Origin of the sequence: Fictibacillus iocasae, from assembly GCF_042665465.1 — a bacterium.
Lineage (GTDB): Bacteria > Bacillota > Bacilli > Bacillales > Fictibacillaceae > Fictibacillus > Fictibacillus iocasae.
Map to the genome: position 1 here is coordinate 1 of NZ_JBHTCP010000038.1, position 13955 is coordinate 13955.

General features: G+C 43.5%; 17 protein-coding genes and 1 riboswitch. Of the genes, 10 read left to right on the forward strand and 7 right to left on the reverse strand.

Annotated features, from left to right (window positions below):
• The first annotated feature begins 229 nt into the window (after positions 1 to 229).
• Complete coding sequence (locus ACFQPF_RS11800) at positions 230 to 1444, forward strand: NupC/NupG family nucleoside CNT transporter (protein WP_379749868.1); 1215 nt, start codon at positions 230 to 232, stop codon at positions 1442 to 1444.
• 233 nt (positions 1445 to 1677) lie between these two features.
• Here the strand turns inward: ACFQPF_RS11800 and ACFQPF_RS11805 are convergent, their stop codons facing one another.
• Positions 1678 to 2253 (reverse strand): ECF transporter S component, encoded by a 576-nt coding sequence (locus ACFQPF_RS11805; protein WP_379749870.1) that lies wholly within the window; start codon positions 2251 to 2253, stop codon positions 1678 to 1680.
• A gap of 208 nt (positions 2254 to 2461) precedes the next feature.
• Positions 2462 to 2617: riboswitch (FMN riboswitch) on the reverse strand.
• 109 nt (positions 2618 to 2726) lie between these two features.
• On the opposite strand from ACFQPF_RS11805, the gene ACFQPF_RS11810 reads away from it, so the two are divergent.
• Both ACFQPF_RS11810 and dapF read left to right on the forward strand, forming a co-directional pair.
• Positions 2727 to 2966, forward strand: a complete 240-nt coding sequence (locus ACFQPF_RS11810) for a hypothetical protein (protein ID WP_379749872.1) — start codon at positions 2727 to 2729, stop codon at positions 2964 to 2966.
• Between the two features lie 11 nt (positions 2967 to 2977).
• Positions 2978 to 3832, forward strand: a complete 855-nt coding sequence (gene dapF, locus ACFQPF_RS11815) for a diaminopimelate epimerase (RefSeq protein ID WP_379749874.1) — start codon at positions 2978 to 2980, stop codon at positions 3830 to 3832.
• Between the two features lie 45 nt (positions 3833 to 3877).
• Here the strand turns inward: dapF and mqnE are convergent, their stop codons facing one another.
• The gene (gene mqnE / locus ACFQPF_RS11820; RefSeq protein WP_379749876.1) at positions 3878 to 4975 is read right to left on the reverse strand and encodes an aminofutalosine synthase MqnE; all 1098 of its coding nucleotides are present in this window, start codon (positions 4973 to 4975) and stop codon (positions 3878 to 3880) included.
• Positions 4976 to 5286: 311 nt separating this feature from the next.
• Between mqnE and ACFQPF_RS11825 the strand changes: the two genes are divergently transcribed.
• Together ACFQPF_RS11825 and ACFQPF_RS11830 are read left to right on the forward strand one after the other, a co-directional pair.
• On the forward strand, positions 5287 to 5472 hold the full coding sequence (locus ACFQPF_RS11825; protein WP_379749878.1) for a Spo0E family sporulation regulatory protein-aspartic acid phosphatase: 186 nt from the start codon (positions 5287 to 5289) through the stop codon (positions 5470 to 5472).
• 77 nt (positions 5473 to 5549) lie between these two features.
• Complete coding sequence (locus tag ACFQPF_RS11830) at positions 5550 to 5912, forward strand: HesB/IscA family protein (protein ID WP_379749880.1); 363 nt, start codon at positions 5550 to 5552, stop codon at positions 5910 to 5912.
• Positions 5913 to 5939: 27 nt separating this feature from the next.
• Here the strand turns inward: ACFQPF_RS11830 and ACFQPF_RS11835 are convergent, their stop codons facing one another.
• Positions 5940 to 6716, reverse strand: a complete 777-nt coding sequence (locus ACFQPF_RS11835; protein WP_379749882.1) for a sulfotransferase domain-containing protein — start codon at positions 6714 to 6716, stop codon at positions 5940 to 5942.
• Positions 6713 to 7921: a glycosyltransferase family 2 protein gene (locus ACFQPF_RS11840; protein WP_379749884.1), complete on the reverse strand. Its 1209-nt coding sequence runs from the start codon at positions 7919 to 7921 to the stop codon at positions 6713 to 6715. The genes ACFQPF_RS11835 and ACFQPF_RS11840 overlap by 4 nt, the downstream gene beginning before the upstream one ends.
• 158 nt (positions 7922 to 8079) lie before the next feature.
• On the opposite strand from ACFQPF_RS11840, the gene ACFQPF_RS11845 reads away from it, so the two are divergent.
• The gene (locus ACFQPF_RS11845; protein ID WP_379749886.1) at positions 8080 to 9105 is read left to right on the forward strand and encodes a glycosyltransferase family 4 protein; all 1026 of its coding nucleotides are present in this window, start codon (positions 8080 to 8082) and stop codon (positions 9103 to 9105) included.
• A 130-nt stretch (positions 9106 to 9235) separates the two neighbouring features.
• Here the strand turns inward: ACFQPF_RS11845 and ACFQPF_RS11850 are convergent, their stop codons facing one another.
• From ACFQPF_RS11850 to ACFQPF_RS11860, 3 genes are all read right to left on the reverse strand, one after another.
• A complete protein-coding gene (locus tag ACFQPF_RS11850) occupies positions 9236 to 9391 on the reverse strand; it encodes a hypothetical protein (RefSeq protein ID WP_379749888.1) in 156 nt (51 codons plus the stop codon).
• 157 nt (positions 9392 to 9548) lie between these two features.
• Entirely contained in the window at positions 9549 to 9722 is a 174-nt protein-coding gene (locus ACFQPF_RS11855; protein ID WP_379749890.1) for a hypothetical protein, read from the reverse strand.
• Between the two features lie 14 nt (positions 9723 to 9736).
• Entirely contained in the window at positions 9737 to 10717 is a 981-nt protein-coding gene (locus ACFQPF_RS11860) for an NAD(P)/FAD-dependent oxidoreductase (RefSeq protein WP_379749892.1), read from the reverse strand.
• Positions 10718 to 11136: 419 nt separating this feature from the next.
• Here ACFQPF_RS11860 and ACFQPF_RS11865 point away from each other — a divergent pair, with 419 nt between their 5' ends.
• From ACFQPF_RS11865 to ACFQPF_RS11880, 4 genes are all read left to right on the forward strand, one after another.
• Entirely contained in the window at positions 11137 to 12348 is a 1212-nt protein-coding gene (locus ACFQPF_RS11865; RefSeq protein WP_379749894.1) for an NAD(P)/FAD-dependent oxidoreductase, read from the forward strand.
• A gap of 217 nt (positions 12349 to 12565) precedes the next feature.
• Complete coding sequence (locus ACFQPF_RS11870) at positions 12566 to 13048, forward strand: NUDIX domain-containing protein (protein WP_379749896.1); 483 nt, start codon at positions 12566 to 12568, stop codon at positions 13046 to 13048.
• A 152-nt stretch (positions 13049 to 13200) separates the two neighbouring features.
• Positions 13201 to 13341: a YuiA family protein gene (locus tag ACFQPF_RS11875; protein ID WP_379749898.1), complete on the forward strand. Its 141-nt coding sequence runs from the start codon at positions 13201 to 13203 to the stop codon at positions 13339 to 13341.
• Positions 13342 to 13430: 89 nt separating this feature from the next.
• Positions 13431 to 13757, forward strand: coding sequence for a YuiB family protein (locus ACFQPF_RS11880; RefSeq protein WP_379749928.1), 327 nt, complete (start codon positions 13431 to 13433; stop codon positions 13755 to 13757).
• The last annotated feature ends 198 nt before the right edge of the window (positions 13758 to 13955 follow it).

Consider the following 13955-nt stretch of genomic DNA (forward strand, 5'->3'; position numbering starts at 1 on the left):
ATTAAAAAACCTTCAAAACCAAGCAGCCTAATTAAAAAAAGCCGAAATTTCCCTTGTGAGGATTCTTTCGGCATTTTTAAACAAAGCAATTATGAAATTGATTCAGGTAAAAAAGGATTGATTTTTGGTCGTTTTTTGTTTATTTTTAAGAAGTCAGTTGTCGAGAAGTCTGACAACTATAACAAAAAAGAAAGCGTTTTCTATTTATTAACAAGGGGTGGGGAAATAGATGTCAATTCTATGGGGTATCGGCGGAATGCTAGTCATTCTTGCTATCGGCTTTTTGCTTTCTTCAAACAGGAAAGCGATCAACTGGCGCACTGTTTTAGGCGCGCTTGCCATTCAAGTATCATTTGCTTTAATCGTATTAAAATGGGAAACAGGTAAAAAAGCACTGCAGGCGGTTTCTGCAGGTGTTTCAAATGTTGTATCTTATGCTAATGAGGGGATATCATTTTTGTTCGGCAGCATGATACCTGAGGAAGGCAAAGGGTTTATCTTCGCATTCCAAGTGCTTACGGTCATTATTTTCTTCTCATCTCTCATTTCAGTATTGTACTATCTTGGCATTATGCAATGGATTGTCCGAATTCTCGGAGGAGCTCTCTCTAAATTCCTCGGCACAAGTAAAGCGGAGTCCATGAGTGCGACGGCTAATATTTTCTTGGGTCAGACGGAAGCACCGCTTGTTATTCGCCCATACATGAGCCGTTTGACAAAATCAGAGCTCTTTGCTGTTATGGTCGGCGGACTGGCATCTGTTGCCGGCTCTGTTCTTATCGGTTATTACTTGCTTGGTGTTCCTCTGAACTATTTGATCGCAGCAAGCTTCATGTGTGCTCCAGCAGGTCTTGTTATGGCTAAGCTGATCATGCCGGAGACAGAAGAGCCTGAAACAATGGGTGACATCAAGCTCGAGCGAGATGAAGACACGGTTAACGTGATTGATGCTGCTGCACGCGGTGCATCTGACGGGCTGCAGATTGCGCTGAACGTGGGTGCTATGCTTCTTGCCTTTATTGCTCTTATCGGTCTGATCAACGGTATCCTAGGAGGTATCGGCGGCTGGTTCGACGTGGAAATTACACTTCAAAGCATACTTGGCTACGTATTTGCTCCAATCGCATTCATTATCGGTGTACCGTGGGATGAAGCGGTTAAAGCAGGAACATTTATCGGTCAAAAATTTGTATTAAATGAATTTGTTGCCTACTCAGAATTTGCTCCGCAAATTCCTGAACTGAAAGACAAGACGGTTGCAATCGTTTCATTCGCACTTTGCGGATTTGCTAATCTTTCTTCAATCGCGATGCTTATCGGAGGTTTAGGTTCAATGGCACCAAACCGACGTCAAGATATCGCCAAACTCGGTATGAAAGCTGTTATCGCAGCCACACTGGCTAACCTTCTTAGCGGAGCAGTAGCTGGAATGTTCATCCTCTAAAATTAAAACAGTGCTGGGCGAACAAACGCCCGGCGCTGTGTTTTTTTATGGAAAAATAAAGAGAAGCTTATTTTGAAGGACGGGGATGAAGCAGAAGATGTCAGAACCGGCGCGTAAGTTTCAACAGCGCTTAGAAAGTCGCTCGCAAAAGTATTCAAAGTGGAATCGGTTAAAGACCATGTAATATCGATACAAAAAAAGATGCCCCGACAATTCGGGGCACCTTGTATGTTTTAAGCTTGCTGCGACTGTCTGATTATCCACGGCTTTATGCGGGTAAACAGAACGAGAAACAGTGCAGCTACAATTAATCCTTTTATTAAGTTAAACGGCGCAATGGCAATCGTTATCATCTCGATCATGGCATCACTCGACATTTGAGGCGCGTTCAGGAACCACGTGTATGCAGGCAGGATGATCACATAATTTAAGAATGACATCATGAACGTCATTAAGACTGTCCCGGCAACAAGGCCGATCGACAAGCCTTTGACCGATTGATATTTACGGAAAAAGTAAGATGCAGGAACGATGAACAATGAGCCTGCGATGAAGTTTGCGATCTCCCCAACAGGAACACCTGTCATGCTGCCTTGAATACCATAGTGCAGAAGGTTCTTGATCGCTTCTACTGCAATTCCCGCCAACGGTCCGAAAATGATGGCAGCGAGCAATGCAGGAACGTCGCTGAAGTCAATTTTTAAGAATGCCGGCAGTCCTGGAAATGGAAAATCGAGCATCATTAGTAAATAGGCGATGGAGCTCAGCATGGAGACTGCCACCATTTTTCTTGCTTTCCCTTGTTGCATTGAAATCTCTCCTTTGTGTGTTGCGCCATCTCGATTTCAAATGCAGCACAGCTTTCCTTTATACAAAAATAAAACCCTTGTACGCTATACAAGCGACAAGGGAGAGTGTGTAAAGGTCAGCAGGCATTGTGAAATAAGCCTATTAGCGATGTGCTAAAACGCGTACTTTAACAAATGCCCCGTCTTGAAAAAGGTTCAAAACGTGCACCGACATCTTCTCCCATCCAGACTATACTGTCGGCTCTGGAATTACACCAGATCAGCAGCACATTTTTTTTATAACAATGTTGCCGCTCACGGGCTGATGAAGAGGGAATCTTCAAATACCGCCGGTCGGGAATTTCACCCTGCCCCGAAGATGGATCGCTATTGAATTGTCTTACAAATCCCATTATACTTGAGAACATGAAAAATGTGAATGGAAATGCTTGTTTCTTTGAATAAGGACCTATCATTAGAGGAGGAAGCAGCAAATGCTGACTTTTGAAAATACATGGCCATATGAGAAAATGATGGATGACATCTATTTGCAGGAATGCCCATTTTGCCAAAAAACGAATGTGCTCACGTCTTTTTCGGAAGATTCGCTTGAACTGGCAAAGGAAGGGATCAAGCAGCTATTGATTATGCCATGCTGCCATGGCAAACTGACGATTTTAAGAGCAGATGACGATTATTTTTGGACAGATGAAAAGCTGAGAGAGAGCAGGTAAGGAGTTAAGGCATGAATTCATTTCATTTCACGAAGATGCACGGCCTTGGGAATAACTATATTTATGTCAATATGTTTGAAGAGGACCTTCCAGAAGAACAATTATCAGAAATTGCACGAAAAGTATCTGATTTATACACAGGCATCGGCTCAGACGGTATGATCTTGATCTGTCCTTCAGAAACAGCGCCTGTTAAGATGAGAGTATTCAATAATGACGGATCTGAGGCGAAAAACTGCGGAAACGGGCTGCGCTGCGTGGCGAAATATGTATACGAAAATAGGATTGTGAACGAACCGGTGTTTGATATCGAAACGCTTGGGGGCCATGTAAGGGCGGAAATCACTCGCGTGGATCAAGATATGGTCAAACAGGTGAAGGTAAACATGGGCCAACCCAGACTGCAACCGGTTGAGTTGCCGCTGATCGGATTTGAAAAAGAAGTCATCAACGAGCCTGTCTTGTTTGACGGAACAGAGCTTTTCATGACAGCTGTTTCAATGGGGAATCCGCACGCTGTATTCTTTGTGGATGATATTGAAAAGGCGCCGCTCACTACCCTTGGTCCTGTGATTGAAAAAGATCCGATGTTCCCAGAATGGGTGAACGCTGAATTTGTGGAGATCATCACAGAAGTGGAGATGCATTTTCGTGTATGGGAACGCGGTTCAGGCATCACGCAGGCGTGCGGAACAGGTGCATGTGCTGCAGCGGTGGCGGCAGTGCTAAATGGCCAAGCAAAGCGAGATACGGATATTACGGTACATCTTGCTGGAGGAGACTTAATCATCAACTGGTCTGATTCAGGTGACGTTTATATGACGGGACCTGCTGAGACGATCTGCACCGGCCAATTTTTTCTTTAACTTTAAACCCAAAAGAAACAGCCGCCCTCGGGCGGCTGTTCTTGATTAATATTCTTTAATGATGTTATAGAATGTGTCACGTTCAACGGGAATTTTGTTCGCTGTTTTGATTAAGTGAACGAGCTCTTTTCGAGTGATGCCTGATGATGTAAGTGCCCCTACCGCATGTGAAATGCGCTCTTCAATCAAGGTGCCGTGAATATCACTTGAACCGAAAGTGAGTGCCATCTGCGTCAGCTGCACACCGATGTTGATCCAATAGGCTTTCACATGATCGAAGTTATCAAGCATCAAGCGGCTGATCGCAATGGTGCGCATATCGTCAAAAGCAGAAGTGCGGCGCTGAATGCCCATGCTTTGTGAACGAGGCTGCATCGCAAGCGGGATAAAGACCATGAAACCGTTCGTGCGGTCTTGAAGCTGACGGAGCCTGTCCATGTGAATGAGACGCTCTTCCTTCGTTTCAATTGATCCGTATAGCATTGTCGCGTGAGTGCGCAATCCTAATCCGTGAGCGATCTCGTGTGCTTCTAGCCACTGATCTGTGGATGCTTTGTCAGGGCTCATCTTCAAGCGATAGCGCTCTGTCAAAATCTCTGCACCGCCGCCTGGCATTGTATCCAACCCGGCTTTGATCAGTTCTTCCAATACTTCTTTCATGGAAATGCCCGCAATGCGCGAGAAGAACTCGATTTCCGCTCCTGTGTAGGCTTTTACCGTGACTTGAGGATATTTCGCTTTAAGGGTACGGATAGTGTTTAAATAATAATCAAATGGAACCTCGTGGTTATGACCGCCTACAATATGGAACTCTCGGATGTTATCGTTCCAGCGTTTTTCTACGTATTCCAGCAATCTCGCGTCATCCATCGTATAAGCGCCTTCTTCACCTGGCTTGCGCTTGAAACCGCAGAAGCTGCAGGTCGCCTCACACACGTTTGTTGGATTGATGTATAAGTTTTCGATGAAATAAACTTTGTTGCCGTTCTTTCTCAGATTTACCTGGTTAGCCAGCTGAGCTACGCCGAGAAGATCGTCTGTTTCATATAAAAAGAGGCCGTCTTCAATCGTCAAACGTTCACCGTGGCGTACTTTCTCTGCGATTTCTTGCATGCGTGTATGTTCAGAAGTAATAATCGTCATCTTTTCCCCCGTTCTATTCGTCTAGCTGATATTCCCTATAATAACGAATACTTTTATGTGACGGATATGCTGTTCCTATTATAAGCCTTCTCTATAATTAGGACAAGAAAAGGGCCTGTTTTGTTACAGCTTTATATCGAGTATGACAAACAAAATAAATGTGTGGAAAATCCACTGACATACCATCCATTTTAAGGCATGATAAATATGTCAATTAGATGAAGTTGCAGGAAACAGGTTGTATGCAGTAAGGGAAAAATGGTAAAATATAGTGGTGTAATCAGCGAGAAACGGTCAAGGAGTGTACGGAGATGGGAAGCAAATCATTAATGTTATCATCCTGTTTAGAAGAGTTAGAGCGGCTTAGGACCAAGATGATGGAAGCAGCTAAAGAGCTGGGCATTAAGGATCCTTCCGTATTAAAATACAGCGAACAGATCGATGAAACTCATAATAAAATATTACGGCTAGAATACGCAGCACTTTATACGAAATAAGCCCCTTTTCTTGTGACGTCCCCTTCAACTTTGTATACTGTATATCGTATAGAAGCTTTATCTAGAAAGGGTGAACGATGACGATGATTATTGAGATTACGGCTGAAGCTGCCGGAAGAATAAAAGAAATGCTCGCTGCGGAGGACGATCCAAACCAGTTTCTCCGTGTTGCTGTAAAAGGCGGCGGATGCACAGGGTTATCGTATGGCATGGGATTTGACAGCAGCAAAGCTGATCAGGATATCGAAGAAGAGATTAACGGCATTACAGTTGTCGTAGATCATGAAAGTGCAAAGGTTCTAAAAGGAACCGTTATTGATTTTAAGCAAAACATGATGGGCGGCGGGTTCACGATCGACAACCCGAACGCCATCGCATCCTGCGGGTGCGGATCATCGTTCAAGACCGCGACGAACGAAGGAACGCCGGAAGAGTGCTGACAGAAACTGGTGAGAGTAAGCATACTCTCACCAGTTTTTGTCTTTTTCATATCCAAGTTCGATCAGCAAGTCACCCGCTGTTTGTTTGAAGAGGTGTTTAAGCTCTTCATCAAATTCATTTCTCCAGCTTCCTGCTGTTCCTTTTCGAAAGGTCCAGGATTCACTTGGGTTGTATTTAGACATCATACTGTTTACAGCAGCGATCTTTTCTCTATGGCGCCATAATCTTCCGGACAGGAAGTGAATCATCTTAAAGCATGCTTGATATCGTGATTCGGGTGAGGCGGTTAACTCTTCATACGTAATCGGGAGGACTGAAGGGGCGCATTTCCATAATGTGAAGATTTCTGAAGCATCTTTTATATTAGGATATGGACCTTCAGGCAGCTGGACGCCGGTAATGATTGCACGTAAGCGTTCTTTTATTGTTAATCGGCTGCTTTGTACATAGCGTGTTAGCGGATCGTTTTTCAGTTTTTCAGAGTCCATGAAATAAGCAAGCGAAACGGCTGTATCTCTAGGATCTCGAAAGATAAAGATCATTTTTATCTTTAAAAGGTTCAGCAAGTCAGTCCAGTGCTGGCTATAGAACACATGACCGACGATGTATTCGTTTGGTTGGAGTGCCATGAGCATTTCAGTATGGTGCTGGAGCTGCTGTTTGGTTCCTTCGAACAGATGCTTATAGTCTTCGCGGTAGAGTCCGGGGACTCCTGATAGCAGCTGGATGGCAAGGTTCGTTCCGCTTTTTGGCACAGAATTCAGCAGAAAGGGTGAAAGGGCAGGAAGCGGCCGGGTTCTCATGCCATCCGCCTGCTGTTTAAAATCAATGATTTAAATTGAATGGAGTACAGTAGTTCATTAACTCCCGGAATCTGCCTTCGTGCTGCAGGACGCAATTGCGGTGTCTTTTTAAGGCTGTCAATATACGCGATGTGGACTTTTGAGAACGGAAGGCTTTTCATGATTTTAACAAGATGTGAAAGGGATTGATCGTTAGGCAGTGAAGGGCCATAAATCATCGCATATGCTGTCTTCAGTGTGTGTACGTTGTTGCGAAGGACCATCATTTTATCGTTGCTGGCAATTCGTTCTATACGAGGATCGGTTATTTTCAGCTCATCAAGTCTCGCCCCTAGCATCCCTGTTTCATCCACAATAACAAGCCGGTAGTTGTAATACGATTGATTGAGCAGTCTCTCCAAAGCGTCAATCGTTGCATCAGAAGTATCTGGCGCTGGATAAAAGATGGTGGTTTCGATTGGAATGCCTCTTCTCATTCGCGCCTGCTGACGAGCCAGGTTAAATTGGTGTCTCCACCATCTGTGGCGTTGTTTGTTTTCATGCAGAGATTTTGAAATGCTCTCCGGTGCGTCAACTCGGTAATCCATCAGTTCCTGTGCTAAATATGTGATATCACACACCTCGGTCAGCCTGAGCCAGTATTCATAATCTTCTACTGGTTCAAAATGATAGCCTTCAATTTTGATTGCAGCTGATTTACGATACATGAAGGACACACCGATAAAGCAAATGTTCAGCAAATTTTCTCTCGTTTGATGCTGGAACTGCCGGAATCTTTTCAGGGCAGCTTCGTCTTGGGTAGGATGTCCGTTCGCTGAAATATGACGGAAACTGCTGTATACAAGTCCGATATGAGGCGGGCTCGCAGCAAGTTTGTTTCGTAAAGCCTCCAAGAAATTTGGATAATAAATGTTATCGCTCGAAACCCACGTTAAGTATTGGATGTCAGGGTATCCTATTAAATGCTGAAAGCCTGTGTTTAAAGCTTTAGAGACGCCTTCATTGTTTTTTTTATCCAGAACGATCACATCATTCTGGTCTTTTATGATTTCAAATATTGTTTTCCTTGTGAGGCTGTTTGCTCCATCTATAACGATCACAAGCCTGAACTGCTTATATGTCTGCTCAAGAATTGATAGTAAGGCGGCTTTTAATATATGAGGGACTTGATTATAAACGGGCATGACCACTCCAGTATCGGGCACGGGCAGCTCCTCCTGCTTCATAAATGCACTTTACTTTATATTATTTCAAATCATCAATACGGAAGCTTGTCCGTTCACATTTTCTGAATGTTGTGCACAAGAGAAGGTGAGAACAATATACTGGTTAACAGGTCATATTCCAGGGCTGGTGAACCTTTTTGAAAATTGTTATCCCCATTCAATCGCTTGAGGTAGGCGGAGGCTGCAAGTTTCTTGCAGATATCGCAAATGCTCTTCATATGAGGGGGCATGATGTGACCGTTGTGATTTCAGAATGGGCACCTATTAAATATGCTTTGCGATGCAAAGTCGTGCGCGTGAAGAAGCTCTCCGCTGAAACGATACCGTTCGGTGATGTGGTGCTGCCGAACTTTTATGTGACGTTTGATGCTGCCTATCAAGCATGGCCGAGCCAGTGTATTAGGCTTTGCCAAGGATTTGAGCCCTCATGGCTTGAAGATAAGACGGCAGCCTTGTCCACCTACCAAAATGATGTGCCAGTCATTTGCATTTCTCATTATTTAAACAGGCAGGTTAAAGCCGTTAATGGCAGGGACAATTTTGTCGTCAACTACGGTGTGGATCCTCAAATATTTAATCCGTATGGCCCGTCTACTAAGAAATTGAATTCTGGCATTCCTTCCATCATGTATATCGGCCGTGATCCGAGTCTCGGGTATGCGGTAAAAGGTTTTGAGGATTTTTACCGAAGCATGCAAATACTGCAGGAGGTGTATCAAAAACCTTTTTTGGTGAACTTGATCGTAGCTGAAGGAGACTTGTCCATGCCTGGAGTGTCGGTTCATAAATTCCCTTCAGCTGGTGAAAAAGAGATGGCTGATTTTTATCGCTCATCTGATCTTTTCGTTTTTTCCTCATGGGCTGAAGGCTTTGGTCTTCCGCCGCTCGAGGCCATGGCATGCGGGACGCCTGTCGTGACAACGAATTGTGGGGGAGTCATGGATTTTTGCCAGCAAAGACATAATGCAACGATTGTCCCGCCGCGAAACCCAGAAATGCTCGCATCAGCAGTTAAATCGCTTCTTGAAAATAAAAGGCAGCAAGCCTTGCAAAAAGTAAACGGTTTCGTGACGGCAAAAAATTTCACTATAGCAGCTTATCGAATGAAAATGATACAGACAATTGAGCATATTCATCGAACGGTCATTGCACTGAAGAGATAAGCAGGCAGTCTTTTTAGCTTTGTGGGTAAAAAAGGGCTGACACCGCCTTTCGTGTCAGCCATCGTTCACATATACCATCGTATAAAAAAAGGTGTCCCATTGACTAAATCGATGGGCACCTTAATTGCGTTTAAAAAGCAACAAGTGAAACGACTCCAAGGAGGTCTGCGGCTATTGCGCTTCCGATCCAGACGGCCTTCTTTTCTTGCTCCGGCTTTATGCCTTGGACAAAAAGTACACTGCCCGCAACGAAAAAGACGATAGCTGCCACTAAATTTGGTTCCATTTGAGATGTACCCCCTTTGTTAGAATATACGGTTCTTTATGTAATATAAAAAAATCCGGTGCGCCAACACCGGATACGTGTTTATCTAATTTGAGAACGGCACTTGTCCGCTTCGAGAACTATGATAACATATGGATTCATTGTTGGAAATGGAAATTTAAGGGTGGTTGTACCCTTCCAGCTGCAGAATTTTTTCTTTTAATTCTGGTACCGTTTTTGCCACCTCGTCTAAAAAATCTTCGTCCGTTATATGCAATCCGGCAAGAAGCTGCTTTATTTCTTCGATAAGATCAGCAGCGTGCATTTCTTCTTCAGTAAACTGTCTGTTCATGAGTGTACCATCCTTTAAAATAAGCTAGTGCTGTGCTGTGGCTGTGTTTTAGCATTCGGATCAATATAGGTTTTAGCGTTATTGACAGCCGTAGGGGCCTCTCCAAAGCCAGCTGCGATCAGTTTTACTTTTCCATCATACGTGCATATATCCCCCGCTGCATAAATGCCTTTAATGTTGGTTTCCATGCGAGAGTTAACGGCGATAGAGTTCTTTACGATTTCAAGCCCCCAGTTCTTAATTGGACCCAGGGAGGAAACGAAACCGTAATTCACTATGACCGCATCAACTTCTATTGTTTCTTCTTCTTCACCGTTCTGCAGCGTGACAGATGTAACGTTTTCTCCATTTCCGTTAATGTCTTTAATTTGATAAGGTGTTTTTACGGAAACGGATGAATTTTCTAGTTGTTCGACGCTATGTTCATGGGCACGGAACTTTTCCCGTCGGTGAGTCAATGTAACTTCCTGTGCAATCGGCTCAAGCATGAGGGACCAATCCAATGCAGAATCGCCACCTCCGCATACAAGCACTTTCTTTCCAGCAAATGATTGTAGGTCGTCAACAAAGTAATGAAGATTTTTCCCTTCATATAGAGAAGCATCGGCGTGTTCTAATCTCCTCGGCTGAAATGCACCGACACCAGCGGTAATGATGACAGCCTTTGAATAATGCACTTCTTTGTCTGTAGTGAGTTCAAAGAAATCGTCAGCAGTTTTCTCTACATTTTCTACAGATTGTTCAAGTACAACTGCTGGAGAAAATTGCAGGGCCTGTTCCTTTAAGTTGTTCACTAGATCCTGAGCGAGCACCTTCGGAAATCCAGCCACGTCATAAATATACTTTTCAGGATATAGGGCGGAGAGCTGTCCGCCAAGCTGAGGCATACTTTCAATAATTTTCACCTTCATTTGTCTCAGCCCGCCGTAAAAGGCGGCAAAAAGGCCGGATGGACCTCCCCCGATAATCGTAATATCATACAAATCTTTTGCCATGTTGAGTGCACCCCCAGTGATTTCTATACTATGTATACATTCTTGCCTCGCAAAACATTTCCTTTTTAATAAATGAATTACAAAAAGAAAACTTGGCTGACTTCAAGCGTTTAAGTCACCCTTAGTTGTCCAATACTTTATTCCTAAACGGTTTGACTCTGTCGGATTTCTCCTCTGTAAAAAAGTGATTCTTTCATAAAGTAAAAAGGGGAATGTTTCTTTTGGCCGCAACCCCATACTATCGAAAAAAAGGTTGAAAAAACAAGAAAAAAGGAATAAGATGAGTAAGGATTTATCTTGAAGTGTAACAAAAACTTCATAAAGCGCTCTTGCGCAATACTTCGTGAAAAATATCACATACAGTGTCGCCTTCATATAATTTCACTAATAAGGCTACACTAAAAAAAATAGAACGGGAAGTGAACACGTTGAATAAACCAAACATTTTAATTCTTGGCGGAGGCTACGGCGGTATCATGTCTGCTGTCCGTCTGCAAAAAGAGCTGGGTTCAGATGAAGCTAACGTAACCCTTGTCAACAAACATAACTATCATTACCAGACTACTTGGCTGCATGAGAACGCGGCTGGAACGCTTCACCACGACAAAACACGCATCATGATTGATGACATCATTGATATGAACAAAATTAATTTTGTTCAGGATACAGTTGTTGAGATCAAGAAAGACGAGAAGAGAGTCATTCTTGAAAACCAAGAACTAACTTATGACTATCTAGTTATCGCTCTTGGTGCTGACCCTGAAACGTTCGGCATTCAAGGCCTGAAAGAACATGCGTTCAGCATCCGCAGCATCAACTCTGTCCGTCAGATTCGTGAGCATATTGATTATTGCTTCGCGCGCTACAACAATGACGGAAAGCGTGACGAGCTGCTTACTATTATCGTCGGCGGCGCTGGATTCACAGGAATCGAGTTTGTCGGTGAGCTTGCAGACCGTGTTCCTGAACTTTGCCGTGAATATGATATTCCGCGTGAAAAAGTACGCATCGTTAACATTGAAGCAGCACCAACTGTACTGCCTGGATTCGACGAAGAGCTTGTTGAATATGCAATCAACAACCTTGAGCGCCGCGGTATCGAGTTCCTTGTGAACACACCGATTAAAGAGTGCAGTGAAGAAGGCGTTCTTCTTGCAACTGGCGAAGAGATCAAAGCATCGACTGTCGTTTGGACAGGAGGCGTACGTGGAAACCATTTGATCGAAAATGCTGGATTTGAAACGATGCGCGGACGTGTTAAAGTAGAAAAGGACCTTCGCATGCCAGGTTTTGATTATATTTTCGTAGCAGGTGACTGTGCGCTTATCATTGACGAAGAAGCGAACCGTCCATACCCGCCAACGGCTCAAATCGCGATTCAGCAAGCCTATACAATCGGACGCAACTTAAAAGCGCTGATCAACGGCAAAAACGAGCTTGAAACGTTCAAGCCAGAAATTAAAGGAACAGTGGCTTCACTTGGAAAAGGCGAAGCAATTGGAAAAGTCGGAAACAAGAAGTTGTTCGGTGCAACAGCATCAGCGATGAAAAAAGTGATCGACAACCGTTACCTTTACCTGCTTGGAGGCATTCCGATGGTGGTTAAAAAAGGAAAATTAAAGCTGTTTTAATTTATAATAAGAACAGGAGCTGATGCTTCTGTTCTTTCTTTTTTAGGCTGTTTTCGAGAGTCTACACCTCTCACTACAATCACTCTAGTCAAAGAAGGATTCTAAGGTGCCAAGTTAAAAACATAAAAATTGATATGGAGATTTTTGTTCATTTCAAGTTAGTAGTGATGATTGAAATATACAGTTTTTTTCGGATGATATGTTGATGGAGGCGGGTATGAGTAATCGGAATAAGCGGGGGAAAGTTTGGATTGCGGCGGCTGGGCTGGTGATTGATGAGGGGAAATGGCTTGTTGTTAAGAAGAAGTATGGGGGATTGAAAGGAAAGTGGTCCATTCCAGCTGGATTTGTTGAGGAGGGAGAGACGCTTGATGCTGCTGCTGTGCGTGAGGTTTTCGAAGAAACAGGCATTACGGCAGAGGCGGTATCGGTACTTGGGGTTAGGACAGGTGTGATCAACAGTGAAACGTCAGACAATATGGTTATCTTTCTCCTGAAAAGAACGGGCGGAAGCTTAAGGCATGCGGAGGATGAGATCGAGGAAGCCGCTTTTTTAACGGAAGAAGAGCTGAGGCTATCCCCTGATTCCTCTTTAATGATTTACTTTTTTCTGGATTCTTCGACAAGTCCTTTGCATGCTGAACTGGATCCTGGCAGCATTTTTGGCTACACCTCCTACAAACTTTTTGACACTCGTTGAAATCTTTAGAAAATGTAAGCAAACTGTAAAAAAAAGAAGCATTCTTTTAATGTTTGCGCTTACATAAGGTGGTTTTAAGGATATAAGGAGTTTTTCTTTAATGGAATTCCTTGATATATTATCTGAAAATTCAAATAAAGGAGTGTCGCTTAATGAAAAGCCAACAAGTTGCCAAAGCTGCACAGGAGAAATGCCCGTATTGCGAAGGGAAAGGTTACTTTCAGCTTCTGTTAGGCGGCTCAGAAACGTGCTGCGAATGCAGAGGAGACGGACATCATCAGAAGAACAGCTAATTTTTGATCGATATCCAGTCAAATATGGGAATTGACTTTCTTGCCCCCATTCAGTAAACTAACGATGAATTGGGGGTGTACATATGCAGATGCTTCTGCCGCAGCTCATCATTTCTATGCTGCTGTTTATTGTTTTATTGTTTGGAATCGGTTTCTTGCTGAATATGCTGCTAAGAAAAACATGGGTTATGGCCATTTCCTACCCTATTGTCGTCGTATTAATCGTAGATAAACTTAAGCTCTTTGAGAGCTACAAATATTTTACCGAACCAGGAACAACTTTCACGAACTTGGCCGGCCATTTAAGCTCCCTTCAACTAGCGGATATGGCCATTTTATTAAGCGGTTTATTTGGCGCCGTTCTAGCTGGAATCGCGATTAAAATGCTGAGAGTAAGAGGATATCAAATGTTCTAATACCACCTTCCATTCGAAGGTGTATTTTTTTTGAAAATCTGTAATGATTATCGGCGTAGTCAAAATGCTTATGAATCAAGTCTAACGTCAACGAAGGCTGACGGAATGGCTAGTCGGCGGATGTAAAAGAAGGCTAACATGGGGTATATTTCCTCTGCTCCCGGGGAAGGAATAGGGAGGAGAGGAGTGGAAGGATTG

What these genes read in the sequence shown, in the direction of transcription:
- ACFQPF_RS11850 (WP_379749888.1), bottom strand. Translation starts at nt 9,391, where the DNA reads ATGGAACCAAATTTAGTGGCAGCTATCGTCTTTTTCGTTGCGGGCAGT.
- ACFQPF_RS11805 (WP_379749870.1), bottom strand. Translation starts at nt 2,253, where the DNA reads ATGCAACAAGGGAAAGCAAGAAAAATGGTGGCAGTCTCCATGCTGAGC.
- ACFQPF_RS11880 (WP_379749928.1), top strand. Translation starts at nt 13,431, where the DNA reads ATGCTTCTGCCGCAGCTCATCATTTCTATGCTGCTGTTTATTGTTTTA.
- ACFQPF_RS11810 (WP_379749872.1), top strand. Translation starts at nt 2,727, where the DNA reads ATGCTGACTTTTGAAAATACATGGCCATATGAGAAAATGATGGATGAC.
- ACFQPF_RS11875 (WP_379749898.1), top strand. Translation starts at nt 13,201, where the DNA reads ATGAAAAGCCAACAAGTTGCCAAAGCTGCACAGGAGAAATGCCCGTAT.
- ACFQPF_RS11835 (WP_379749882.1), bottom strand. Translation starts at nt 6,716, where the DNA reads ATGAGAACCCGGCCGCTTCCTGCCCTTTCACCCTTTCTGCTGAATTCT.
- ACFQPF_RS11800 (WP_379749868.1), top strand. Translation starts at nt 230, where the DNA reads ATGTCAATTCTATGGGGTATCGGCGGAATGCTAGTCATTCTTGCTATC.
- ACFQPF_RS11830 (WP_379749880.1), top strand. Translation starts at nt 5,550, where the DNA reads ATGACGATGATTATTGAGATTACGGCTGAAGCTGCCGGAAGAATAAAA.
- ACFQPF_RS11870 (WP_379749896.1), top strand. Translation starts at nt 12,566, where the DNA reads ATGAGTAATCGGAATAAGCGGGGGAAAGTTTGGATTGCGGCGGCTGGG.
- dapF (WP_379749874.1), top strand. Translation starts at nt 2,978, where the DNA reads ATGAATTCATTTCATTTCACGAAGATGCACGGCCTTGGGAATAACTAT.
- ACFQPF_RS11855 (WP_379749890.1), bottom strand. Translation starts at nt 9,722, where the DNA reads ATGAACAGACAGTTTACTGAAGAAGAAATGCACGCTGCTGATCTTATC.
- ACFQPF_RS11825 (WP_379749878.1), top strand. Translation starts at nt 5,287, where the DNA reads ATGGGAAGCAAATCATTAATGTTATCATCCTGTTTAGAAGAGTTAGAG.
- ACFQPF_RS11860 (WP_379749892.1), bottom strand. Translation starts at nt 10,717, where the DNA reads ATGGCAAAAGATTTGTATGATATTACGATTATCGGGGGAGGTCCATCC.
- mqnE (WP_379749876.1), bottom strand. Translation starts at nt 4,975, where the DNA reads ATGACGATTATTACTTCTGAACATACACGCATGCAAGAAATCGCAGAG.